Source organism: Mesorhizobium sp. Ca11 (assembly GCF_020165275.1).
Lineage (GTDB): Bacteria > Pseudomonadota > Alphaproteobacteria > Rhizobiales > Rhizobiaceae > Mesorhizobium.
The window spans coordinates 1-22,621 of the sequence record NZ_JAIUHU010000018.1 but is presented as its reverse complement, the minus strand read 5'-3'; the positions used below and the strand labels follow the sequence as shown (position 1 = coordinate 22,621).

Sequence of the window (22,621 nt, the reverse complement as noted above, 5' to 3'; positions counted from 1 at the left end):
CTTGGAACTGACGGATCAGGAGGTCGAGCAGGCGTCTTGGGCCGGGCGCAAGCGGATCGTCGATATCGGCGGTCTCGACCTTGCCTATGTCGAGATCGCCGGTGCGGAGCCGCCGCTGCTGCTGATTCACGGCTTCACCGACACCAGCCGCAGTTTTTCTCTGCTGACGCCGCATCTTTCCGGGCGCCGGCTGATCATGCCCGATCTGCGTGGCCACGGCGCCTCGAATGCGGGCGAGGGGTGCAGTGTCGTCGATTTCGCTGAGGACATCGCGGGGCTGATCCGGCGCTTGCGGCTCGACCGGCCGGTCGTCGTCGGACATTCGCTGGGCGGCATGGTGTCCATCGCGCTGGCCGCGCAATATCCGGAACTGATCGGTGGGATGGTGATCCTGGCCAGCACGCTGAAGCCCGATTTCGGATCGGATCACCAGCTGATCGAAGGCGTGGCGGCGTTGCGCGATCCGATCTCGCCGGTCGATCCCTTCTATGATTGGTGGCATGCCTGCCGGCCGGGCGTGCCGCGGGCTTTTCTCGCCGGCCTGGCGAAAGACGCGTCCGCGATTCCCGCAGCGCGCTGGCGCGCCATTCTCGAAGAAGTCCGTGGAACCGATCTGACCGCCGCGGCGCGCGCCGTGCAGGCCCCGACGCTGATCATCGCAGGCGGGCGCGATCCGCTTTTTGGCGAAGCGCATCAGCGGGCGATGGCAGGGGCGCTGGCCGGATCGCGCCTGGTGTGGGCACAGGATTGCGGCCACAACCCGCATTGGGAAGATCCGGCCTTTGTCGCCGAGGCAATAGCCGGCATGTTGCCGGCAGCGTGACTATCGCAACAGCGACCGGGCCGTGGGCGTCAGGCGCAACGTCTCGGTCGGTTTCGTCGAAACAGCTTGCAGGGTTTCGCGAACCACCTGCCACTCCGGCGAAGCGGCGAGAGCGGCCTGATCGCCCGCGTGGGCATCGCCATCGTCGAAACCGGTAATGGCGATGAAGACATTTTCGCCAGCCCGCACGGGCAGCCGAGGAAATGTGTTTTCGGAATGCTCGCTGACGAAGGCGCCGAGAAGCCAGGCGCCGTTTGCCGCAAGCAGCGGAACCGCCTCAGCCTGGAAGCGTTCGGCAAAGCCGGCCTCGGCACCTGGCCGCAAATGGTGAATCGAAATCTCAACAAAGCCGAGCAACCGGCTCCCATTGCTCATGGTTTCGGCCTCGGTGGCTGTCGGCCGCTGCAACCCTGACAGGTCGAACCCCGCGCCCCGCCAAGCCGGTTTTAGCAGCAACACGTCGTCGGAATCGATCATCGTCGCATTGGCGGCATCGCGATGCGCTGCCCAGACCAGGCCGCCATAGAAGGCGCTCAGCGCGTCCTTTCTCGTTGCCATGTCCTCAAAACCGCGCAGCCAGACGAACATGTCGGGGCGATCGAGATCGCGGAACTGGCCGATGACGGTCATGCCCGTCGCTTCCTGCGTTTCGACGAGCTCCCGCTCGAACAGCGCGATCAGCGTTTCGCGCTGTCCGGGCTTCAACGTGTATTGCCGAAGCTCGACGACGGGCGAGGCAAGGCGGGAAGGTCGGTTCATGGCCAGAATCGCAAAACAGGGTGATCGTCCTGTTTATAAACAGACCGGTTGTCCTGTTTTGTCAATCTGCTATCTTCTTCCCTTCTCCCACAAGGGGAGAAGGCGGAGATGGCGATAGGCAAAAAGCGCACCAACGATCCGGAAGGCATGCGCCGGCGCGTCCTCGACGTGGCGGAAGGCGCCTTCCAGGCGCGCGGCTATCACGCATCGAGCCTCGGCGATCTGATGGCGGCGGCCGGCGTCACCGGCGGCGCGCTGCACCACCATTTCCCGACCAAGAAGGCGCTGGCGCTCGCAGTGATCGAGGAACGAGTGGCGGCGGCGGTCCAGAAGACCTGGATCGACCCGATGCTGGCGGCGTCATCGGCCCGCGAAGGCGTGCGGGCCGTGTTCGAGGCGGTGGCTGCGGAGCTAGAGCGACAGGGCTATGTCCGCGGCTGCCCGCTCAACAATCTGGCGCATGAACTGTCGCTGGCCGACGACGAGTTTCGCCTGGCGCTTGCCAAGATTTTCGCCGGCTGGCGGAGGGCGATCGCCGACAAGATCCGAGCCGACCAGCAGGACGGCGGGGAGGGTGGGACCGATCCCGACCGCTTCGCCGCGCTTGCGGTGGCTGCTTATTCCGGCGCCATGTCGATGGCCAAGACATCGCAGGATGCGGGGGTGTTGCGCGAGTGTTTGAGGGGGCTGGAAAGCGTGCATCCGTCTTCGGGCGGATTGGCAACGAGACGACGCCGCAGGGTGCTGTTGCGATAAACGCTGTCAGGACAGAGGGAGGCGGTCCGAGGGTGTTTAATCGGGTGACGATGAATCGCTCTTCGCCAGCAACTGTTTCGCGCCGCGTCTTCATCGCCGGAGGTCTCGCTGCTGCCGGCGCGCTGCCTCGCGTCGCCTTCGGCCAGACCGGCAGGCGCATCCAGCCGATCGACGCCACTTTCCTCTTCATCGCCGATATTCATGCCTGCCGCATGGCGAACGGGCTCAGTCCCAACTGCCTGCAGGAAGGCAAGACCGATGCAGCACTTCTGCGCAACGTCGCGGCCTTGAACGCGATTGCCGACAAGAAGTGGCCGGCCGAGATCGACGGCGTTGCCACTGGCCTGCATTCGGCCGGCACCCGTATCGGCACGCCGCTCGGCCTCGTCACCGGCGGCGACATCACCGACGATGGCGGCGGCCAGGTCACGGAGCCCAGCGAAGGCACGCAGCTTCTGCAGTTCTCCAAGCGCTATCAGGAAGGTGTCGGGCCGGACCGGATCCACATCCCGGTCTATGTCGGGCTCGGCAATCATGATCTCGACCAGAACGGCTCGCCGCCGCACGTCGATTGGTATCGCCGCGAATTGCGCGATTATGTCGAGGTCAACCATCGGCCCGGCGTGTTCTTCAAGCCGCCGGTCCCCGCTACCGAATACGACGTCGATACCGACTGCTATTCCTGGGACTGGGGCGGCCTGCATCTCGTCCAGATGCACCGCTTCGCCGGCGATACCGGCCATGGCGCGCCAAGCAGCCTGCCTTGGCTGAAGCAGGACCTCGCCACTTATGCCGGCGACGGCCGGCCGGTCGTCCTGTTCCAGCATTATGGCTGGGACTCTTTCTCTACGGAGCGCTGGGATCCGGTGAAACGCACCTATGATCACGATGGCTCCGGCCGCCCGCATTGGTGGGGCGAGGCCGACCGCCAGGCGCTGGTGACCGCGATCAAGGGCTACAATGTGATTGCCGTCTTCCACGGCCACCAGCACGAAGTGCCGATGATCTACCAGCGTGACGGGCTCGACATCATCAAGCCGAAGGCGGCCTATATGGGCGGCTTCGCGCTAGCCAGGGTCACTGCCGGCAACATGGATGCGGTGTTGGGCGAGGCGGCCGGTGACCATGGCGAGATCGTCTTCACTAACGCTTTCGCCAAGCAATTCCAGACATGAAAAGGCCGCCTCGCGGCGGCCTGTTGCCTATCTCGCCATCAAGACAAGACGGCCTCAGAACGCTTTGCGAACCTTCTCCTTCACGTCGCCATAAGCCTTCTGCATCTTGCCGGCGATGCCTTCAGCCTGGGTCCGCTTGTTGCCGGTGGCCTTGCCGGCCGTTTGCTTGACTGAGCCCTTCATCTGCTTGGCGATACCGGCGACCTGATCCCTGTTCACCATGCGCGCATCTCCTGGGTCTGGAAGGGAAACTGGACACGAGAACCGCATCCGGGTCTGACAACGTGCCGGATCCGTTTGGGTTCCAGGCCGCGGCGATCTCTCTCTCGGTGCGGTTGCATCGGATAACGCAATCCGGTTAGGGTCTGCCGCGGCTGCGGAGAGGGCAGTCCTGGGGGAAACGAGTTTGCGTCTTCGTGTGGCCTTTGTCGCAGTTCTGGTGGCCGTCGCCGACGATGTCGGGCCGATCAACGTGCTGAGCACAGAAGTCGGCCACCCGTCGCCCACCTACATTCCCGTCGCCGATGTCGATCCGGCGGTGCAGACGAAGCTCAACGAGATCCCGACCAGGCTGCGGCTGCCGATCGATCAGGTAGATCTCGCGATCGAGGCCGGCCGCAAGGCGATCGAGGTCAACCCCGACATAAAGGCAGCGGTCGCTGCGATTCAGGCCCGCGCCGGCGTCAGGCCGGCGGCGATCATGACGGCCGCAGCGAATTGACATCATCAGGAGACGGTCTTGGCGGAGTTCACCCTCTATATCGGCAACAAGTGCTTTTCCTCATGGTCGCTGCGGCCATGGGTGGCGATGAGGCACCTGGATATCCCTTTTGAGGAAAGCTTCGTGCGGCTGCGCACGTCCGAGACGGCGGCCAACCTCGCCAAGGTGTCGCCGACCGGCCTCGTGCCGGTCTTGAATCACAATGGAAGGATCGTCTGGGAAACGCTTGCCATCCTTGAATATCTGGCCGATCTCTATCCGGAAAAAAGGCTCTGGCCGACCGATCTCGGCGCCCGTCAACTGGCGCGCTCGGTGGCGACGGAAATGCATTCGGGCTTCCGCGAGGTCCGCTACGGCTGGCCGATGAACCTGCGCCGGCCGAAATCCCATAAGCCGCTCGATGCCGAGGGCGAGGCGCAGCGGGCGAGGATCGAAGCGATCTGGCGCCAGTGCCGCGAGCAATATGGCGAAGGCGGCCCGTTCCTGTTCGGCCATTTCACCGCGGCCGATGCCATGTATGCGCCGGTGGTGACGCGCTTCGACACCTATGGCGGCGAACTGGCGCCCGTCACCCGCGCCTATGTCGACGCGGTCTTGGCGGCGCCCGCGATGCGGCACTGGTATGCGGAAGCCGCCAGGGAGCCCTGGCCGGAGCCCGGGCCGCACGAACAGGATTGAGCCCGGGTCGACTCGGCAAATTGCGTCGACTGCTCTGATGGGGGTCTTCAAGCCCCGGCGGCGCGGCCTATGTGAAGGGCGGGCCGGGCTCCTGGAGATTTCTCATGACAACCGCAAATTCACCACTCACGGGCAAAGTCGCGCTCGTCACCGGCGCTTCGTCCGGCATCGGCGAGGCCACCGCCGCGGTCCTTGCCGCGGCCGGCGCGAAAGTCGCGGTCGCCGCCCGTCGTGCCGATCGCCTCGAAGCATTGGTTGCGCGCATCGAACACGGCGATGGCGTCGCGCTCGCCATTGAAGCCGACATCGCCAAGCCCGGCGACATCACCGCTATGGTCGACAAGGTCGTATCCGAATGGGGACGGCTCGATATCCTCGTCAACAATGCCGGTGTGATGCTGCTTGCTCCCGCGGCCGAAGCCTATCTAGACGACTGGCGCCAGATGATCGAGCTCAACCTTATCGGTCTGATGGCGACCACCAAGGCGGCGCTGCCGCACCTGAAGGCTTCAAAGGGTCATATCGTCAACGTCTCCTCGGTCGCCGGCCGGGTCGCAAATCCCGGCGCCAGCGGCTATGCGGCGACAAAGTTCGGGGTGGTGGCTTTTTCGGAATCGCTGCGCCGCGAGGTCTATGCCGACAAGGTGCGCGTCACCGTCGTCGAGCCGGGCCTTGTGCGTACCGAACTCGGCGATCATATCACCAACCTGCAATCCAAGGCCGGACTCGAACACCGTCTCGCCACGATGGAAGCGCTGACCGCGGAAGACATTGCGAACGCGATTTTCTATGCCGTCAAGCCAGCCGCCGAGGGTCAATGTCAACGAGATACTTATCCGTCCGACCGATCAGGAGCGGTGAACAACAGAAAACGCCTCTCGCGCTTGCTATGGCGCGGGAGGCGCTTTTGCCGTCAACCGTTCTCGATTGCTCGTGAATTGCCGACGGCTTGAGTGAAAACGGCCCGCCACGAGATTGGTTCCGCAGCCGACGAATTTTTTGCCCTTTTTTGCGGATAGCCCCAACGTCCGCCGCGATGTGATAAGAATGCTGCAAGGCCAGGGATGCGGGCGTCCGCAATTTAATCCGGCGCCATGTTGCTTTGTGCATGGTCATGGCCGAAAGACGCTCTGCCATTTCGGCATCAACCTGCGGGCAGGAGAAGATTTTGACCGCTAGCTCGAATGAATCATGTGGGCAGGCTTTGCCGAAACCGGCAGGCACACGCTGATGGCCGCCAAACGCGTGTCATCTACGCCGATCGCCGCCGATGCGACCATCGCCGATATGGTCGACACCCTTGACAAGCCGATCGAATATGTTCGCCGAGTGCTGGAAAGGCTCGAACGCTGCAAGCGCGCGCATGGCGATGCCCAGGTGCGCGTTGGCGTGCGCGGCCGCGCCGAAGCCCCGAACTATCTGATTGAGTATGTGCGGGAAGACGCCAAGACCCGTCAACGCACCAGCTATCAGGATGCCGCCTACAGCGGCAGCACGCATCGTGAGCTGGCGCCGCACCACATCGAGGACGCCAGGAACTGGTCGCCCGAGGAAATGAACATCACGGCGGTCTCGGCGCTGATCGGCCGCTTGCGCAATCCGAATGCGCCATCATCGCGCTTTTCTGACGAGGACTGACATGGCCATAAAATTCTCCGCCAAGGACCGGCCGGCAGCTCCGCCCGCCGCGGCCCAGCCAGCCAAGCCGGCGGCAAAGCCGGATGCGCCCGCAGAGGTTGCGACTGATCTGTTCAAGTCGCCGGCCGAAGCGCCGGCGCGCAAGACCAGGAAGAAGTAGCGCTCTTGCCGCAGGACGGCGGTCGCACAGCCGGGCCGCTCGGCCTGCTCGGTCAGTCCTCTGTGTCTGTCGACGAGGATGGCGGCGCGGTCGCCGTCTTCGACTGTCAGAGCTGCGGCGCCTGCTGCTCCTACTCGGCAGACTGGCCGCGTTTTTCGACCGAGGAGGATGAGCAGCTCGACCGCATCCCGGCCGAGCTGGTAGCGGCCGACCAGTCCGGCATGCGTTGCGAGGGCGGCCGATGCTCGGCGCTCACCGGCGAGGTAGGCAAGCACACGGCCTGCGGCATCTACGAGCTGCGCCCCGACGTCTGCCGGGCCTGCATGCCCGGCGGCGGCGACTGCCTGATGGCGAGGGCGGCGCATGGGCTGGCGGTCAGCTAGTTTCCTTGCCCCCGCATCGCGGGGGCGAGGAAAAGCGCCCCGCTTGCCCTGTTGCACGCCCCCCGGTACCTTCCCGCCGGGCAGGGCAGCGGAGGAAATCCATGAGCATTGAATTCCTGTTGACTTCGTTGATCATCGTGGCTTCGCCCGGCACCGGCGTCATTTACACGCTTGGCGCCGGCCTCTCGCGCGGCGCGCGCGCCTCAATTGTCGCGGCCTTCGCCTGCACGCTTGGCATCATCCCACATATGGCGGCCGCCATCACCGGCCTCGCTGCAGTGCTGCACACAAGCGCCGTCGCCTTCGAGACGCTGAAATATCTCGGTGTCGCCTATCTGCTCTACATGGCCTGGAACACATTGAAGGAAAAAGGCGGCCTCAGCATCGACGAGGACGCCGCGCCGCGCTCGACCGCCAGAACGATCACCTCGGGCATCCTGATCAACATCCTGAACCCGAAACTGTCGATCTTCTTCTTTGCCTTCCTGCCACAATTCGTCAGCACCACCGAGCCGCACGCGCTGCCCAAGATGCTGGAGCTCTCCGGCGTCTTCATGCTGATGACGTTCGTCGTCTTCGCCATCTACGGCGTCTTCGCGGCATCGGTGCGCAGCCATATCGTGTCGCGGCCGAAGGTGCTGACATGGATGCGCCGCAGCTTTGCCGCCGCGTTCGTCATGCTCGGCGCGAAGCTGGCGCTTGCCGATCGGTAGCCTTTGGCGCCAGCCCTCTACATAGCCCATGTCGCCTCGGGGGAGCTTTGGGCTAATGGGGCTCGAGAGATCCAGAAATCCGAGGAAGGCCGGAAATCCGAGCAAGAAAGGCGGTCGCAATGACGCTTGAGTGCATCAATCCCCAGGATCTGCCCAAGCCTGACACATACAGCCAAGTCGTCGTGGCGAAGGGCACCAGGCTGATATTTATCGCCGGCCAGGAACCTGAAGACTTAAACGGCAAGCTTGTCGGCGAAGGTGATTTCACGGCTCAAACGCGCCAGGTGTTCGCCAATCTCGGTCGGGCTATTGCCGCCGCAGGCGCCCGTCCGAACGACGTGGCGAAGATCACGATCTACGTCGTCGGTTACCGGCTCGATGACCATTACCCGATCATCGATGCCGCCCGCGTGGCTCTGTTCGGGGACCACAAGCCGGCCAACGTCGTGTTGGGAGTGGCCAGCCTGTCGCCTGGATATCTGATCGAGGTCGATGCGGTTGCGGTGGTCGACGCCTAGCCTTTCACATAGCCCATCGCCTCGACGATTTGCCCATCGGCGACACGCATCAGGTTGACGCCGCGCAGCGACCTGCCGTCGGCCATCCAGAAGCGCCAGCGGATCGTGGCGCGGTCGCCGGCGACGAACGTCTCTTCGATGTCGAAGCGGGTACCGGGTCCGGTGGCGATCGCCGACCACAATTCGACGCAAGCCGCCTTGCCGGTGCGGCGGGCGCCGTCGGGCGCCGGCGTGGTGTTCTCGATCACGCAGTCCTGCGCCACCAGTTCGTTCAGTGCCGAAGGGTCGTGGCGCTGGAAGACGTCGTTGTAGCGCCGCATGATTTCCGCCGTCTCGGCGGAGCGTTTGGCCGCGGCGATGTCGATGATGTGTTCATGGGTCATTTGATCTTCTCCTGTCGTTTCATTGAGCTACGAGGCTCGCCTTGAGCGTGACGGTGGCGACGCCGGCCAGCGCGCGCGAGACGAGACAGGCCGCCTTGGCCTTTTGCGCCAGCCGCTCGAAATCCTCGGCCGATATGCCGGCGATGCGCGCCTGAGTTTCGAGCTCGATGCGGGTGATCGTCGGCCCGGCCGTGGTCGCGCCGAGATGCACCTTGGCGATGGTGTGGATGCTCTCGGCCGTGTGGCCTTCGGCGCCGAGAATGGCGGTAAGCGCCATCGAAAAGCAGCCGGCATGGGCGGCCGCAATCAGCTCTTCCGGATTGGTGCCCGGGCCGCTCTCGAAGCGCGACGGGAAGGAATAGGCGCTTTCGAACACTCCGCTGCCCAGCCGCAGCCGGCCGGATCCTTCCTTGACTGTTCCTTGCCATTGGGCCGAGGCTTCGCGGATTGTCATGGCTGATCTCCTTTCTGTTTGCGGGAAAGCATGATGGTCACGCGCCGTCGATGACGACCTTGCCGAAGACGTCGCCCAGCTGGAAATGGCGGTAGGCCTCGCGCGCCTCGGCGAAGGGGAAGACCTTGTCGATGATCGGTCTCAGCCGGTGCGTGGCGACCGCGGCAAGCATCGCCTCGAGCCCGTTGCGGCTGCCGACAAAGAGACGGCCGATGGTGACCAGGCTGCGCTGATAGACGGCGCCCGGAATTTCGACCGACTTGCCGTCGCGGTCCTGCACGGTGAGCAGCACGATGCGCCCGTGAAGCGTGCTGGCGATCAGCGAATGCGCAAAAGTCGCCGGGCCGCCGGTTTCGACGACCAGGTCGATGCCGCCAGTCGCCTCGCGCAGCTTCATGCCCCATTCCGGTGTCTCGGCTGCCGCGACGACGAGGTCGGCGCCGAGCGCCCGCAGCCTGTCGGTCTTCTCCGCCCGCGAGGTGACAGCGGCCACACGGCAGCCCATGAGCTTGGCGAACTGCAAGGCAAACAACGCAACACCACCTGAGCCAATGGTGAGAACCCATTGCCCCGGCTTCGGAATCTCGGCGTGCGTCAGCGCGCTCCAAGCGGTCAGCCCGGCGCAGGTGAAGGTCGCAGCCTCCTGCCAGGAAAGATGGTCCGGCAGTCGCACCGCCCATTGCTCGTCAAGCAGCGCATATTCTGAGAGCATGCCGTCCAGTGTGCAGCCGAGCTGGTCGATTACGCCCGGATGGATGCGGCCGTCGATCCAGCGCGCGAAGTAGCTGCCGGTGATGCGGTCGCCGACGGCAAAGCGAGTGACGCCGTCGCCGGCGGCCACGACTTCGCCGGCACCGTAGCTCAGCGGCACGATGCCCGCGCGGGGTGCCAAAGGATAGGTGCCGTTGAGGATCATCGTGTCGCGGCGGTTGAGCGAGGCGGCGCGCACTCGTACCAGGATCTGGTTTGCACCCGGCTTGGGCAGCGCTTCCTTGCGCATGACCAGCCCCTCGATGTCGCCGAATTCATCGAGCCGATAAGTCCGCATCTTCGCCTCCGATATATGTAGACCGATTTACATATTATGTAGACCGATTGTCATACTCGGGGCAAGCCCTATAATGCGCGCTCCTGACAAAGGTTGACATTTTGAGAGGTCGACGTGGCGACTGACACACGCACCCGCATGATCGAGGCGACGGCGCTGCTCATCCGCAAGCGCGGCTATCACGGCACGTCGCTGAACGACATTCTAAGCGCCAGCGCAGCACCGCGCGGCTCGCTCTATTTCCATTTCCCGGGCGGCAAGGACCAACTGGTCGTCGAGGTGACGCGCGCCAGTGTCGCCGACGTGACGGAGCGGCTGGGCGCCGCGCTGTTGGAGGAAAGCGATCCCGCCGTTGCCGTCCACCACATCTACCAGTCGGTCGCCCGCATGCTGGAGGAGAACGAATTCTCGCTCGGCTGTCCTGTCGCGCCGGTGGTGCTCGACGCGCCGAACGATGTTCCGGACCTGGTTGAAATCTGCCGCTCAGCCTTTGAGCAGTGGATCGGGCTGCTGCGCCAGGCTTTCATGCGGGCAGGGGTGCCGGAGCGGCGCGCGCAGGCGCTGGCGCTGCTGGTCGAATCCTCGCTCGAAGGCCTGATGGTGATCGCCCGCGCCACCCGCGATCGTACGCCGGTCCAGGCTGTGGCCGACGAGGTCGCGGCGCTGGTCGAGCAGGCGGTGCTGGCTGGCAAGGCGGCACGGCAGGCGGAGAGTGCCGCCTGAGGACTCGGATCTCCAAATGCAAAACAAAAAGGGCGCCTTTCGGCGCCCTTTCGTATGCATTGGCTTGGTAGCCTGGATTTAGAAGTCCATGCCGCCCATGCCGCCCATGCCGCCGCCGCCCATGCCGCCAGGCATGCCGCCGCCAGCCGACTCCTTCTTGGGAGCTTCGGCGATCATGGCTTCGGTGGTGACCAGCAGGCCGGCGACCGAGGCCGCGTCCTGGAGAGCCGTGCGCACGACCTTGACCGGATCGACGATGCCCATGGCGATCATGTCGCCATACTCGCCAGTCTGGGCGTTGTAGCCGAAGGTCGCGCCCTTGTTGTCGAGGATCTTGCCAGCGACGATCGAGGCTTCCGCACCGGCGTTGGCCGCGATCTGGCGGGCCGGAGCCTGCAGCGCGCGACGCACGATGTTGATGCCGGCGGCCTGGTCGGAGTTGGCGCCGGTGGCCTTGAGGTTGCCCGAAGCGCGCAGAAGCGCGACGCCACCGCCGGCGACGATGCCTTCTTCCACGGCCGCGCGGGTCGCGTTCAGGGCGTCATCGACGCGGTCCTTCTTTTCCTTGACTTCCACTTCGGTCGCACCGCCGACGCGGATCACGGCAACGCCGCCGGCGAGCTTCGCCAGACGTTCCTGCAGCTTCTCCTTGTCGTAGTCCGAGGTGGTCTCCTCGATCTGCTGCTTGATCTGGGCGACGCGGCCCTGGATCTCGGCCTTCTTGCCGGCGCCGTCGACGATGGTGGTGTTCTCCTTGGAGATCGACACCTTCTTGGCGCGGCCGAGCATGTTGAGGCCGACATTCTCGAGCTTGATGCCGAGGTCTTCCGAGATGACCTGGCCGCCGGTGAGGATGGCGATGTCTTCCAGCATGGCCTTGCGGCGGTCGCCGAAGCCCGGCGCCTTGACGGCGGCGATCTTCAGGCCGCCGCGCAGCTTGTTGACGACCAGCGTGGCCAGAGCCTCGCCTTCGACGTCTTCCGAGATGATGAGCAGCGGCTTAGAGGTCTGGACGACGGCTTCCAGGACCGGCAGCATGGCCTGCAGGTTGGACAGCTTCTTCTCGTGCAGCAGGATGTAGGCGTCCTCGAGATCGGCGACCATCTTGTCAGCGTTGGTGACGAAGTAGGGCGACAGGTAGCCGCGGTCGAACTGCATGCCTTCCACGACTTCCAACTCGGTCTCGGCGGTCTTGGCTTCCTCGACGGTGATGACGCCTTCGTTGCCGACCTTCTGCATCGCTTCCGCGATCATCCTGCCGACCGACTCGTCGCCATTGGCCGAGATCGTGCCGACCTGGGCGACTTCCTCGGAAGTCTTGATCTTCTTGGCGGCCTTGCCGAGCGCCGTGACGACTTCGGTGACGGCGAGGTCGATGCCGCGCTTCAGGTCCATCGGGTTCATGCCGGCGGCGACCGCCTTGTGGCCTTCCTGGACGATCGACTGCGCCAGGACCGTTGCGGTCGTGGTGCCGTCGCCGGCGATGTCGTTGGTCTTCGAAGCGACTTCGCGGACCATCTGGGCGCCCATGTTCTCGAACTTGTCCTCAAGCTCGATTTCCTTGGCGACGGTGACGCCGTCCTTGGTGATGCGCGGGGCGCCGAACGACTTGTCGATGACGACGTTGCGGCCCTTGGGGCCGAGGGTGACCTTCACCGCGTCGGCGAGGATGTTGACACCGCGCAGCATGCGCTCACGGGCATCGCGGGAGAATTTTACGTCTTTGGCAGCCATGTTTTAGCTCCTGGCAGGGGCTCGGGAAGAGCCCGAAGATGAAGATTCAGGTGAGGCCGATGATCAGCCGATGATGCCCATGATGTCGGATTCCTTCATGATCAGAAGGTCTTCGCCATTGAGCTTGACTTCAGTGCCCGACCACTTGCCGAACAGGATGCGGTCGCCGGCCTTGACGTCCAGCGGCACGAGCTTGCCGCTTTCGTCACGGGCACCGGAGCCGACGGCGATGATCTCGCCTTCCTGCGGCTTCTCCTTCGCCGTATCCGGGATGATGATCCCGCCGGCGGTCTTGGATTCGGATTCGACCCGGCGAACGACCACGCGGTCATGAAGCGGGCGGAACTTGGACTTTGCCATGTTTTCTTCCTCGAATGAGAACGGTGAGAACTGTTCCTCCATCCGGCGAGGCCGCCGGATATAAGTTAGCACTCACCAAAGGCGAGTGCTAACGTGGCGCTGAGATAGGCCGCTGGGTTGCCGGAGTCAAGGCGCGCGCAACGGGGCAGCGGCGCGAAATTTTTCTCGTGCGAGACGCAAGGCCGAAATGCACCGGCCATCGCGAGGCGCCGACGAGCAACCCGCCCGTCAGTCCAGGCCCTTCGGCGAACGCAGCACCAGCAACGGGCAGCGTTCTGCGAGCCCGTATGTGCCGGTCGGGGCCAGCCGGACATCATCGAAGAAGGTCTGGGCTTCCTTGATCAGCGCTGCCGCCGGGGCGAAGCTGTAGACGACGGACGAGTTCCGGTAGACGTCGATGGTCCCGATGGTCGGCAGCTCCCACCCGGTTCGAGCCGACAGCTCCTCGCGGTCGGGAAACATCCTGTCGAATTGTTCGAGGATGCCCCTCACCGGTATCGTGTAATCAGGCGCTCCGCCGATGGCGGTCATTGCCACGCGCCATTTGAGTTCATGGAAGGTCGAGACGCCGCCGCTCAGCGCCAGGGCGCGGACATCCTTCGGGTCGTCTGGAGTTCCGGGGGAAGCATAAAGCCTGATGGCGGCACGGCCGACGGATTTGAGTGAACGCGCAATCGACGCGAACAGCGTGCGTCTGAGGTCAGCGGCGCCGATGACGGAGAGACATCCATCGCCGATCAGCGCTTCGATGCTCGCGCCGGGAAACGGCAAGTCGAACCAGTCGCCCTGCACCGCCTTGCGCATATCGGTGTCGCCCGGCCAGATGCCGGCAATCATGTCGGGAGACTCGTCGACCGCCGTCATCGTGGCGCCGAGCCCGGCGAGCTCGGGCGTCACGCCGAGCATGACGACGTGCGATTGCGAAAGCTCGAGCTCACGTTCGTAGGCCTCGACCACCTGAGCCGGCGGCCGCAGCGGCGAGCCGAGCAACTGCCAGTGCTTGCGAATTGCATTCCAGTGCTCGGTCATGCAAACCCTGTATCGGTTAGGGCATTGTGTTCGTCGCATAATCGAAGGCGCATGATAAGCCAAGTGGGGCGCATGGCACGCATCGCCGTCATCACGCATGAACAAGACCGCTTCCAGACCCGGCGCGGGCTGCTGCTGCGCCGTGACAGCCCGTATATGCTCTTCGACCTGCTGGAGGAGCTGAAGCGCCGCGGCCATTCGGTGCGGGTCCTGCGCGGCACATCGGCGAAGCCGGCCGCCGACATCGCGGTGCTGCATCTCGACGCGACCGTGACGCCGCCCGATTATGTCGACTATGCGCGCCGCTTTCCCTTCTGCCTCAATCTTGGGGCCGCCGACATCTCGAAACGCCGCGTCAGCGGCGCCGTGATTGGCCAAGGCGACGACTGGCAGGGACAGGTCATCGTCAAGAGCAGCCTCAACCATCGGGGAACGCCGGAACAGCAGCTGAACCGGCGCGCGCGGCGAGCCGGCAGGCCGGAGCCGTTTCCCGGCGTCCAAGCCTTCGAAAAATACGAGATCCATGCCTCGCTCGCCGATGTTCCGGGCGCGGTCTTCGAACGCCGGGATCTGGTCGTCGAGAAATTCATTCCCGAGCCGGAGCCGGACGGTTTTGGCGCCCGCTTCTGGCTGTTCTGCGGCGAGCGCGAGCGCTGCACCCGTCATGTCTCGCCGCAGAGCCTGGTCAAGGGCGACGACACCATCCGCCGCGAGGCGGTGCCCGTGCCGGACGAGCTGCGCGCGCTGCGGCGCCAGCTCGGCTTCGATTACGGCAAGTTCGACTTCGTCATGCATGAGGGCAGGGCGGTGCTGCTCGATGCCAACAAGACCCCTGGGCGTGCCAGGAACCTGTCGAGCTTCATCGCCGCCGGCAATGCCAATCTTGCCGACGGCTTCGAAGGACTGATCCGCCAGGTCAAGTGACCGATCGTCTAGATATTCATGCCCCCAGACACCTCGATGCGCTGGGCGTTGACCCAGCGATTGTCGTCGGAGAGCAGCGAGGCGATCATCGGCCCGATATCGTCGGGGACGCCGACGCGGCCGAGCGCGGTGACGCCGGCCACCATGCGGTTGATCTCGGCATTGTCGCGCACATGGCCGCCATTGAAGTCCGTGGCGATCGCGCCGGGCGCCACGGTGTTGGCGGTGATGCCGCGCCGGCCGAGCTCCTTGGCGAGGTAGCGCGTGAACACCTCGATGCCGCCCTTCATCATCGCATAGGCCGACGATCCGGGAGCAGCAAAGCGGGCGAGCCCGCTCGAGATGTTGATGATGCGTCCGCCATCATTGATCAGCGGCAGCAGCGCCTGGGTGAGGAAGAACACGCCCTTCAGATGGGTGTTCATCAGCGTGTCGAATTCCTCTTCCGTCGTTTCGGCGATCATCTTGCGCAGGCCGGTGCCGGCATTGTTGACGAGATAGTCGAAGCGGTCGCGCTGCCAGGTGTCCTTGAGGGTCTTCTTCAACGCCGCAATGAAAGCCGGGAAGCTGGCGACGGCGCCGGCGTCGAGCTCAAGCGCCGCTGCTCGACCGCCGGCAGCCTCGATCTCGGCGATTGCGCTCTTCGCCTCGTCGGCGCGCGAGCGATAGGTGACGATGACGTCGACGCCCCTCCGGGCAAGGTGGATCGCGGTGTTGCGGCCGAGGCCGCGGCTGCCGCCGGTGATGAGAGCAATGGGACGAGTGGTCATGGCGAATCTCCTTCTTTTGGATGGAGATGCATATACTCGCCTGCCTGATCGATATAATCGGCCATGGATTGCCAACACTATTCAGTCTGTGCGAACAATCGGCGATGGACCGGTTCGACAGCATGCGGCTCTTCACTCGCGTTGTGGAACGGCGCAGCTTCACCGCGGCCGCCGCCGATCTCGGCCTGCCGCGCTCCAGCGCCACCGCCGCGATCAAGCAGCTCGAGGAGCGGCTCGGCGTACAATTGCTGAGGCGCACAACGCGCCACGTCACCACGACGCTGGACGGCGAGGCCTATTACCAGCGCTGCATCGGCATCCTCGCCGACATCGAGGATGCCGAGGGCAGCTTCGGCGCGCATGAGGTGCGCGGACGTCTGAGCATCGACATCAACGGCAACATGGCCCGCACCTTCGTCATTCCGGAACTGCCGGCGCTGCTCGCCCGCTATCCCGGGCTCAGCGTGCATATCGGCGAGGGCGACCGCTTCGTCGACCTGGTGCGCGAAGGCGTCGATTGCGTGGTCCGCGCCGGCACGCTGCCCGACAGCGACATGATCGCGCGCCGCATCGGCATGGCGCGCGAGGCGACGGTTGCCAGCGTCGCCTATGTCGAGCGCTACGGCCTGCCGCGCACTCTGGACGAGCTTGCCGGGCACGTCATGATCGGCTTCGTCTCGTCCCGCACCGGCCAGGTGATGCCGCTGGAGTTCACAGTCGATGGAAAGATCCGCGAGATCGTGCTGCCGTCGCGCGTCACCGTCTCCAATTCCGACACCGCCGCCACGCTCGTGCGCCAGGGTTTCGGCCTCTACCAGGCGCCGCGCCGCCGCTTCGCCGCCGACATCGAAGCGGGCCGGCTGGTCGAGGTGCTGCCGGACAATCCGCCGACGCCGACGCCGATCTCGGTGCTTTATCCGCCGAGCCGCCAGCTTTCGCCAAGGGTGAGAGTGTTTGTGGATTGGCTGGTGGAGATTCTGGGGCCGAAGCTGGAAGCGGGCTGAGGCAGCCAGGCGCGGCCCCGAGTATGGCGTCGGCTACAAAAACAGCTTCAACTGCGTATGGATGATCGACCGATAATCCTCGATCGTCCTCCGTCCCTCCGCTTCGTCCTGTGTCAGCGCCAGCCGCACGACGCTGCCGGCGAGCTGGAAGATCAGGAACACGACACGTCCGAACGCCTCGCGCTGCTCCGCTTGGAGGATCGGCCCGACCTTATCGCAGAACATCTTCGCCTGTTGCCTCGTCTCGGCGATGTCGAGATGCTGCAGCGCCTTGTCGGCCTGGATGGCGTTCTGCAGGTCCTGGATGGCTGGGTCCGCGGCGACACGGGCATGATAATCGTCGAGCAGCTGGTCGGCCGCGGCGGTCACGTCATCCAGCCGGGCTATCCTGGCGATGATCGCGCCGAAGCGTGCGCGGCTTTCCTCGGAGAACCGCTCATAGAGCATCGCCAGGATCGCCGACTTGCTGGGGAAGTAATGATAGACGGTAGCGATCGGCCCGCCGGCCAGCGCGCCGACTTCCTTCATCGTCACCGCGTCGATGCCCTTCTCGCCGATCAGTCGCATGGTCGTGGCGAGGATCGCGTCGATGCGCTCGCGGCTGCGCTCCTGCTTCGGCCTGCGCCGCGGTTCCGTCGCTGTTCGCCTTGTCTGCGTCATGCGCCAAATCTCGTGAAAGCCGCGAACTCGCGGTTGACAAGAAACATGATCAAGTATCAGTTTCGCCAAATGCTGACAACTTGTCAGTTTTTCGAGCGAGCTGCAAGGGAGAGCGCCTCGTGACTGCATCGCAAGCCGTGCAAGCGGAAAATGGCGATTGGCTTGTCGGCAATCCGACGGGCCTGCAGCTGGCCTCGGCGCTGTGGATCGGCTCGGTCGGCCTCCTCATCCTCGGACTGCAGCCGGTGCTGCTCGGTGCGCTCTACAGCGAAGGTCACGTCACCGGCGACGAGCTTGCGCTGGTCGCCACCGCCGAGATGATCGCGATAGCGATCGGCTCGGGCGTCGTGGCGATGTTGCTTCCCGCCAGGAACATGCGCTGGAAGAGCACGGTGCTGCTCGTCCTGCTCGCGCTCGCCAATGTCTGGACCGCTTATGCCGGCAGCCCCAATGCGCTGATCGGCGCGCGCACGCTGGCCGGCCTCGCGGAGGGCGGGCTTGTCGCCGTGGCGACCGAGCTGATCGCCCGCTCGCGCCGGGCCGAGCGCATCGGCGGCTACTTCGTCACGCTGCAGACCTTGGCGCAATGCGCGCTGGCGCTGATCCTCGCGCTCTTTGCCGTGCCGAGAGCGGGCTCGGCCGGCGGCTTCATCTCGCTCGGCATCGTCTGTCTGCTTTCGCTCGTCGTGGCATGGACCGTGCCCGACGACTATGCCGACCTGCCCAAGCAAGAACAGTTCGCCAACGTGGCGACCGTGCCGGCGATCGCCGCGCTGCTGTCGATCTTCTGCTATTTCATGTTCTTCGGCGCCATCTGGGCTTTTCTCGAGCCCATCGGCGCACAGTTCGGCATCGATGGCCGCACCGTCGGCTTGATGGTTTCGGCGAGCCTTGCCGCGCAGGTGCTCGGCGCGATGACCGCGACAAGCTTCGAGGCGCGCATCGACTATCGTTTTGCCATCACTGTCATCACGATCGTCGCGGCGATCAGCTCGCTGCTGCTTGCGTCCGGCCCGGGTCTTTCGGTGTTCTGGGCCGTGGCGCTGGTGATGGGCTTCATCCTGCTCTTCATCGTGCCTTACCAGATCCGGCTGGCGATCACCGCCGACGAGACGCGCACCGCGGTGCTGCTGGTGCCGGCCGCCCAGCTCTTCGGCCTCGCCATCGGCCCGGTCGCCGCTTCGCTGCTGATCGACGGCGCGGACTTCCGGCCCGTACCCGAATTCGCCGCCGCCGCCGCTTTGGCGAGCGTGCTTTTGCTCGGCATTTTCGTGCTGGTCGCGCGGCGGCGCGGCCGGGTCTGAGCAAAGGGGTCAAGATGGCAACCGCGTGGAGCAACTGGTCCGGCTTCGTCACGGCTTGCCCGAAATTGATCGCGGCGCCGGCCGATGCCGGCGAGTTGGCCGAACTGGTGCGCTCGGCACCCGGTCCGCTGCGCGTCGCCGGCGCCGGCCATTCCTTCACGCCGCTGGTTCAGTCCGACGGCACCATCGTCTCGCTGGAGAAGATCGAGGGGCTGGTCTCGCACGATGCCGCGAACAACCGGGCGCGGGTGAGGGCAGGCACGCGGCTCGGCGCCTTGATGCACATCCTGCAGGACATCGGCCAAGGCCTGCCCAACATGGGCGACATCGACCGCCAGGCGATCGGCGGCGCGCTGGGCACGGCAACGCATGGGTCGGGCCCGACGCTCGGCGCCTATCACACGCAACTCGAGGCGCTGCAGCTCATCGATGGGCAAGGCGAGCTGCGCGAGTTCAGCCGAGCAGACGACCTGGACATGATCCACGCCACGGGCGTCGCGCTAGGCGCCTTCGGCGTGCTGACCGAAGTGGCGATGAACAACATCGCCACCTATCGGCTGCGCCGCCGCAAATGGGTGCTGCCGATCGGCGACATGCTCAAAAACTTCGAGATGATGATGGCCGCGCATCGCTCGGCCGAGTTCTACTACATCCCGTTCTCCGGCTACGCCCAGTTCATCGCCAGCGATCTCAGCGACGCGGCGCCGACTATGCGGCCGACCGAGGACGACGAGGAAGGGCTGGCGACTTTACGCAAGCTTCGGACCGCGTTGCACTGGCTGCCGCGGTTGCGCCGCGCGTTGATCAGAGGGGCGGTGAGGAAGGTGCCGGCGGAAGACTATGTGCAGGACTGGCTCAACGTCTACGCCAGCGAGCGTCGCACCAAATTCAACGAGATGGAGTATCACCTGCCTTACGAGGAAGGTCCCAAGGCGTTGGCCGAGATCATTGCGCTTACGGAAAAGCATTTCCCGGAAGTCTATTTCCCGATCGAGGTGCGCTCGGTGGCGGCCGACGAATTCTGGCTTTCGCCATTCTACAAGAGGCTGACCTGCTCGATCGCAATCCACCACGATGCGGCGAATGATCCGCTACCTTTCATGCGCGCCGCCGAACCCATTTTCCGCAAGTATGGCGGCAGGCCGCATTGGGGCAAGATGCACAGCCTGAAGGCGGCGGACTTCAAGAAGCTTTATCCGCGCTGGGACGATGCGATGGCGGTGCGGCGCGACATCGATCCGCAAAACCGTTTCGTCTCGCCCTACATGGCCGGCCTGTTCGGCATCCAACAATGAGCGCCTATTTCGCCGCCCTGGCCGATGCATTGATGGCCGCCGAGATTTTCCGGCCCTGCCTTGTCCTCGATTGCGACCGGCTGGACGGCAACATCGCGCTGGTGAAGCAAAGGCTGGCGCCGGGCCTTGACGTGCGGCTGGTCGACAAGTCGCTGCCTTGCGTGCCGCTGCTTTCGCACATCGCCAAGGCGCTTGCCACCAATCGCTTTATGACCTTCCATCCGCAGTTGACGCAGGCCGTGCTTGACGCGTTTTCCGAGGGCGATCTTCTCTACGGCAAGCCGATGCCGGTGGGTGCCGCCAAGGGTGCGCTGACCAGGGGTGGCGCCGGCTGGTGGTCGCGCGTCTGCTGGCTGATCGACACGCCGGAACGGCTGGCGGAATATGGCGCGCTCGCTGCCGCGCTCAACACAGAATTGCGCTTCGCTTTCGAGGTGGATGTCGGCCTGCATCGCGGCGGTTTTCGTGATCCCGCCGAGATTAACGCGATCACGATTCCAAAAGGTCTGCTCTGCGACGGCATCATGGCCTATGAGGCGCATGCGCCGGAGATACCGGGCCTGTTCGGGGGCGCGGCCAAGGCGCTGAAGCAGGCCTCTGCAAAAGCCGCCGATTTTGCCGCCGTCCTCGATCCGGACCAGCGCCGCATCCTCAACATCGGCGGCTCCAAGACCGCGCTGCTGCATGGCGGCGGCGTCGCCAACGAAGTGTCGATCGGCTCGGCCTTCGTGCTGCCAAAGGATTTCGACACGCCTGGCTTGGAGGGCTTCCAGCCGGCGGCCTTTATCGCCACGCCGATCCTCAAGGCGCTCGATCCGATGCTGCCCGGCCCGCCGGCGGTTTCCAGGGCGCTGCAGGCGCTTGGCCTCTTCCCGCGCAAGGGCTGCTACCTTTATGGCGGCAAATGGATGGCCGAGCCGGTGTTTCCCGGAGGCATGAAACCGAACGGATTGATCGGCCTGTCGTCCAACCAGCAATTCATGGGCCTGCCGGCGGGCGCAGATGTGAAGCCCGGCGACTATGCCTTCCTGCGGCCGACGCAGAGCGAGGCGGTGCTGCAGCATTTCGGGGCGATCGCTGTGTTCTCGGCCGGGCGTATTGTGGAGTTTTGGCCAGTGCTGCCGTTGGGTTGAGAGGCGCTTCAGACGCTCGCGACTAGCGCCGGCTACCGTGACGTCGTCATTCTAGGGCGGAGCGACGCGAAGCGGAGCGGAGACCCTAGAATCCATTCCGTTCCACCTGCCGAAGAACGAATACGGCGCAGAAGAAGGTATCCTATGCCAGCGTTTTGGCGTCAGGGTCCGCACCGTTGTATCGATCGTAGGTAACGGCATGGATTCCAGGGTCTGCGCGCGTCGCTTCGCTCCTTGCTCCGCCCTGGAATGACGAAGGCGCGGTGATCATTTCATTGACTCAGTCAACTAAATGGTTGATCTTGTCCATGACAGGAGGACTTCCCATGACCATCCACGACCATCCCGGCAAGGAGCGCATTGATAGTGTGCGCGCCTTCAACCGCTTCTATACCCGCCAACTCGGCCTGCTCGACGAGGGCCTGCTGAAAAGTCCGTTCTCGCTGACCGAGGCGCGGGTGCTTTACGAGCTCGCCCATCGCGATGGGCTGGTCGCAAGCGACCTGGTGCGCGACCTCGGCCTCGACCCCGGCTATGTCAGCCGGCTGTTGAAGAAATTCGAGGAGCGCGGCCTGGTCGGACGCGAAGCTAGTGAGACCGACGCGCGCCGCGCCTCGATCGCGCTGACGCAGGCCGGCAGAGAGGCCTTCGCGCCTCTCAACCAGGATTCGCACGACCAGGTGCGCGCGCTGCTCGATCGGCTGGCCCCGGCCGACCAGGACCGGCTGGTCAAGGCCATGCGCGCCGTGCAGGACCTGCTCGGCGACAGACCTGAAGCCAAGGTTCCCTATATTCTGCGGCCGCTGCAGGTCGGCGACATCGGCTGGATCACGCACCGTCAAGGCCTCATCTACGCGCAGGACTATGGCTGGGACGAAACTTACGAGGCGCTGGTCGCAGAGATCCTCGGCGAGTTCGTCAAGAATTTCGTCCCGCAATGGGAGCGCAGCTGGATCGCCGAGCGCGAAGGCGAGGTGGTCGGCTCGGTCTTCGTCATGCGCAAATCGCCCAAGGTCGCGAAGCTCAGGCTGCTCTATGTCGAGCCGTCGGCGCGCGGCCTTGGCATTGGCCGGCGGCTGGTCGACGAATGCATCACCTTTGCTCGAGCCAAGAGCTACAAGACGCTGACGCTCTGGACCAACGACATATTGAGCTCGGCCCGCCGCATCTATCAGGCCGCGGGCTTCAGGCTGGTCGACGAGGAACGCCACCATTCCTTCGGCAAGGATCTTGTCGGGCAAACGTGGAACCTCGAGCTTTAGCGCTTTTCCTTCTCCCCTTGTGGAAGAAGGTGTCGCCGAAGGCGCGGGGTGCTCCAGGGAATGCCAACGTCTCACTCCGCTGGAACACCCCTCATCCGTCTCGGCGCTTGCGCGCCGATCCACCTTCTCCCACAGGGGGGCCTGTTGCGTAATTGGCTGGTTATGATTCTCTGAGAGGAAGCTCGGAGGGAATCGCGATGGCTGTGAAGCAGAC

28 protein-coding genes are annotated in these 22,621 nt (G+C 64.6%); 18 read left to right on the top strand and 10 right to left on the bottom strand.

Annotated features, from left to right (window positions below):
• The first annotated feature begins 1 nt into the window (after window position 1).
• The gene (locus LB538_RS25100) at window positions 2-823 is read left to right on the top strand and encodes an alpha/beta fold hydrolase (RefSeq protein ID WP_224531025.1); all 822 of its coding nucleotides are present in this window, start codon (window positions 2-4) and stop codon (window positions 821-823) included.
• Here the strand turns inward: LB538_RS25100 and LB538_RS25095 are convergent, their stop codons facing one another.
• Window positions 824-1,582 (bottom strand): NIPSNAP family protein, encoded by a 759-nt coding sequence (locus tag LB538_RS25095; protein WP_224531027.1) that lies wholly within the window; start codon window positions 1,580-1,582, stop codon window positions 824-826. It abuts the gene before it with no gap.
• 108 nt (window positions 1,583-1,690) lie between these two features.
• Between LB538_RS25095 and LB538_RS25090 the strand changes: the two genes are divergently transcribed.
• Window positions 1,691-2,338, top strand: a complete 648-nt coding sequence (locus LB538_RS25090) for a TetR/AcrR family transcriptional regulator (protein WP_224531029.1) — start codon at window positions 1,691-1,693, stop codon at window positions 2,336-2,338.
• A gap of 50 nt (window positions 2,339-2,388) precedes the next feature.
• Window positions 2,389-3,513 carry a metallophosphoesterase gene (locus tag LB538_RS25085; protein ID WP_224531032.1) on the top strand — a complete coding sequence of 375 codons (1,125 nt, stop codon included), beginning with the start codon at window positions 2,389-2,391 and terminating at the stop codon, window positions 3,511-3,513.
• Between the two features lie 54 nt (window positions 3,514-3,567).
• On the opposite strand, the gene LB538_RS25080 is transcribed toward LB538_RS25085, so the two are convergent.
• Window positions 3,568-3,735 carry a CsbD family protein gene (locus LB538_RS25080; RefSeq protein ID WP_224531034.1) on the bottom strand — a complete coding sequence of 56 codons (168 nt, stop codon included), beginning with the start codon at window positions 3,733-3,735 and terminating at the stop codon, window positions 3,568-3,570.
• 184 nt (window positions 3,736-3,919) lie between these two features.
• Here LB538_RS25080 and LB538_RS25075 point away from each other — a divergent pair, with 184 nt between their 5' ends.
• From LB538_RS25075 to LB538_RS25040, 8 genes are all read left to right on the top strand, one after another.
• Window positions 3,920-4,234: a hypothetical protein gene (locus tag LB538_RS25075; protein ID WP_224531035.1), complete on the top strand. Its 315-nt coding sequence runs from the start codon at window positions 3,920-3,922 to the stop codon at window positions 4,232-4,234.
• 18 nt (window positions 4,235-4,252) lie between these two features.
• Complete coding sequence (locus tag LB538_RS25070; RefSeq protein ID WP_224531037.1) at window positions 4,253-4,912, top strand: glutathione S-transferase family protein; 660 nt, start codon at window positions 4,253-4,255, stop codon at window positions 4,910-4,912.
• A gap of 104 nt (window positions 4,913-5,016) precedes the next feature.
• Window positions 5,017-5,865, top strand: coding sequence for an SDR family NAD(P)-dependent oxidoreductase (locus LB538_RS25065; protein WP_224531040.1), 849 nt, complete (start codon window positions 5,017-5,019; stop codon window positions 5,863-5,865).
• A 277-nt stretch (window positions 5,866-6,142) separates the two neighbouring features.
• Window positions 6,143-6,550 carry a hypothetical protein gene (locus LB538_RS25060; RefSeq protein WP_318011881.1) on the top strand — a complete coding sequence of 136 codons (408 nt, stop codon included), beginning with the start codon at window positions 6,143-6,145 and terminating at the stop codon, window positions 6,548-6,550.
• 1 nt (window position 6,551) lies between these two features.
• Entirely contained in the window at window positions 6,552-6,710 is a 159-nt protein-coding gene (locus LB538_RS25055) for a hypothetical protein (protein ID WP_224531045.1), read from the top strand.
• Window positions 6,711-6,754: 44 nt separating this feature from the next.
• Window positions 6,755-7,093 carry a YkgJ family cysteine cluster protein gene (locus tag LB538_RS25050; protein WP_095768507.1) on the top strand — a complete coding sequence of 113 codons (339 nt, stop codon included), beginning with the start codon at window positions 6,755-6,757 and terminating at the stop codon, window positions 7,091-7,093.
• 101 nt (window positions 7,094-7,194) lie between these two features.
• Window positions 7,195-7,806, top strand: a complete 612-nt coding sequence (locus LB538_RS25045; protein ID WP_140727569.1) for a LysE family translocator — start codon at window positions 7,195-7,197, stop codon at window positions 7,804-7,806.
• Between the two features lie 119 nt (window positions 7,807-7,925).
• Window positions 7,926-8,324 carry a RidA family protein gene (locus tag LB538_RS25040; RefSeq protein WP_224531047.1) on the top strand — a complete coding sequence of 133 codons (399 nt, stop codon included), beginning with the start codon at window positions 7,926-7,928 and terminating at the stop codon, window positions 8,322-8,324.
• On the opposite strand, the gene LB538_RS25035 is transcribed toward LB538_RS25040, so the two are convergent.
• From LB538_RS25035 to LB538_RS25025, 3 genes are read right to left on the bottom strand one after another with little or no spacing between them, the layout of a single operon-like run.
• The gene (locus LB538_RS25035) at window positions 8,321-8,707 is read right to left on the bottom strand and encodes a nuclear transport factor 2 family protein (protein ID WP_224531050.1); all 387 of its coding nucleotides are present in this window, start codon (window positions 8,705-8,707) and stop codon (window positions 8,321-8,323) included. The two genes, LB538_RS25040 and LB538_RS25035, sit on opposite strands and share 4 nt — an antisense overlap.
• A 19-nt stretch (window positions 8,708-8,726) precedes the next feature.
• A complete protein-coding gene (locus LB538_RS25030) occupies window positions 8,727-9,161 on the bottom strand; it encodes an OsmC family protein (RefSeq protein WP_224531052.1) in 435 nt (144 codons plus the stop codon).
• Window positions 9,162-9,198: 37 nt separating this feature from the next.
• Complete coding sequence (locus LB538_RS25025; protein WP_224531055.1) at window positions 9,199-10,209, bottom strand: zinc-dependent alcohol dehydrogenase family protein; 1,011 nt, start codon at window positions 10,207-10,209, stop codon at window positions 9,199-9,201.
• A 114-nt stretch (window positions 10,210-10,323) separates the two neighbouring features.
• Between LB538_RS25025 and LB538_RS25020 the strand changes: the two genes are divergently transcribed.
• Window positions 10,324-10,932, top strand: a complete 609-nt coding sequence (locus LB538_RS25020) for a TetR/AcrR family transcriptional regulator (protein WP_224531058.1) — start codon at window positions 10,324-10,326, stop codon at window positions 10,930-10,932.
• Window positions 10,933-11,010: 78 nt separating this feature from the next.
• Here the strand turns inward: LB538_RS25020 and groL are convergent, their stop codons facing one another.
• The 3 genes from groL to LB538_RS25005 form a co-directional block, all read right to left on the bottom strand.
• Complete coding sequence (gene groL / locus LB538_RS25015; RefSeq protein WP_224531064.1) at window positions 11,011-12,666, bottom strand: chaperonin GroEL; 1,656 nt, start codon at window positions 12,664-12,666, stop codon at window positions 11,011-11,013.
• 63 nt (window positions 12,667-12,729) lie between these two features.
• Window positions 12,730-13,026 carry a co-chaperone GroES gene (gene groES / locus LB538_RS25010; protein WP_010915433.1) on the bottom strand — a complete coding sequence of 99 codons (297 nt, stop codon included), beginning with the start codon at window positions 13,024-13,026 and terminating at the stop codon, window positions 12,730-12,732.
• 228 nt (window positions 13,027-13,254) lie between these two features.
• A complete protein-coding gene (locus LB538_RS25005) occupies window positions 13,255-14,055 on the bottom strand; it encodes a class I SAM-dependent methyltransferase (RefSeq protein WP_224531066.1) in 801 nt (266 codons plus the stop codon).
• A 72-nt stretch (window positions 14,056-14,127) separates the two neighbouring features.
• Between LB538_RS25005 and LB538_RS25000 the strand changes: the two genes are divergently transcribed.
• Window positions 14,128-14,979 (top strand): hypothetical protein, encoded by an 852-nt coding sequence (locus LB538_RS25000; RefSeq protein WP_224531069.1) that lies wholly within the window; start codon window positions 14,128-14,130, stop codon window positions 14,977-14,979.
• 8 nt (window positions 14,980-14,987) lie between these two features.
• On the opposite strand, the gene LB538_RS24995 is transcribed toward LB538_RS25000, so the two are convergent.
• Window positions 14,988-15,749 carry an SDR family NAD(P)-dependent oxidoreductase gene (locus LB538_RS24995; protein ID WP_224531072.1) on the bottom strand — a complete coding sequence of 254 codons (762 nt, stop codon included), beginning with the start codon at window positions 15,747-15,749 and terminating at the stop codon, window positions 14,988-14,990.
• A gap of 104 nt (window positions 15,750-15,853) precedes the next feature.
• Between LB538_RS24995 and LB538_RS24990 the strand changes: the two genes are divergently transcribed.
• The gene (locus tag LB538_RS24990) at window positions 15,854-16,753 is read left to right on the top strand and encodes a LysR family transcriptional regulator (RefSeq protein ID WP_095768457.1); all 900 of its coding nucleotides are present in this window, start codon (window positions 15,854-15,856) and stop codon (window positions 16,751-16,753) included.
• Between the two features lie 33 nt (window positions 16,754-16,786).
• Here the strand turns inward: LB538_RS24990 and LB538_RS24985 are convergent, their stop codons facing one another.
• A complete protein-coding gene (locus LB538_RS24985; RefSeq protein ID WP_224531075.1) occupies window positions 16,787-17,413 on the bottom strand; it encodes a TetR/AcrR family transcriptional regulator in 627 nt (208 codons plus the stop codon).
• A gap of 119 nt (window positions 17,414-17,532) precedes the next feature.
• Between LB538_RS24985 and LB538_RS24980 the strand changes: the two genes are divergently transcribed.
• The 4 genes from LB538_RS24980 (at window position 17,533) to LB538_RS24965 (ending at window position 22,407) form a co-directional block, all read left to right on the top strand.
• Window positions 17,533-18,717, top strand: coding sequence for an MFS transporter (locus LB538_RS24980; protein ID WP_224531077.1), 1,185 nt, complete (start codon window positions 17,533-17,535; stop codon window positions 18,715-18,717).
• A gap of 14 nt (window positions 18,718-18,731) precedes the next feature.
• Window positions 18,732-20,012 carry a D-arabinono-1,4-lactone oxidase gene (locus LB538_RS24975; protein ID WP_224531088.1) on the top strand — a complete coding sequence of 427 codons (1,281 nt, stop codon included), beginning with the start codon at window positions 18,732-18,734 and terminating at the stop codon, window positions 20,010-20,012.
• Complete coding sequence (locus LB538_RS24970; RefSeq protein WP_224531091.1) at window positions 20,009-21,145, top strand: alanine racemase; 1,137 nt, start codon at window positions 20,009-20,011, stop codon at window positions 21,143-21,145. The genes LB538_RS24975 and LB538_RS24970 overlap by 4 nt, the downstream gene beginning before the upstream one ends.
• A 326-nt stretch (window positions 21,146-21,471) precedes the next feature.
• Window positions 21,472-22,407 carry a helix-turn-helix domain-containing GNAT family N-acetyltransferase gene (locus LB538_RS24965; protein WP_224531094.1) on the top strand — a complete coding sequence of 312 codons (936 nt, stop codon included), beginning with the start codon at window positions 21,472-21,474 and terminating at the stop codon, window positions 22,405-22,407.
• The last annotated feature ends 214 nt before the right edge of the window (window positions 22,408-22,621 follow it).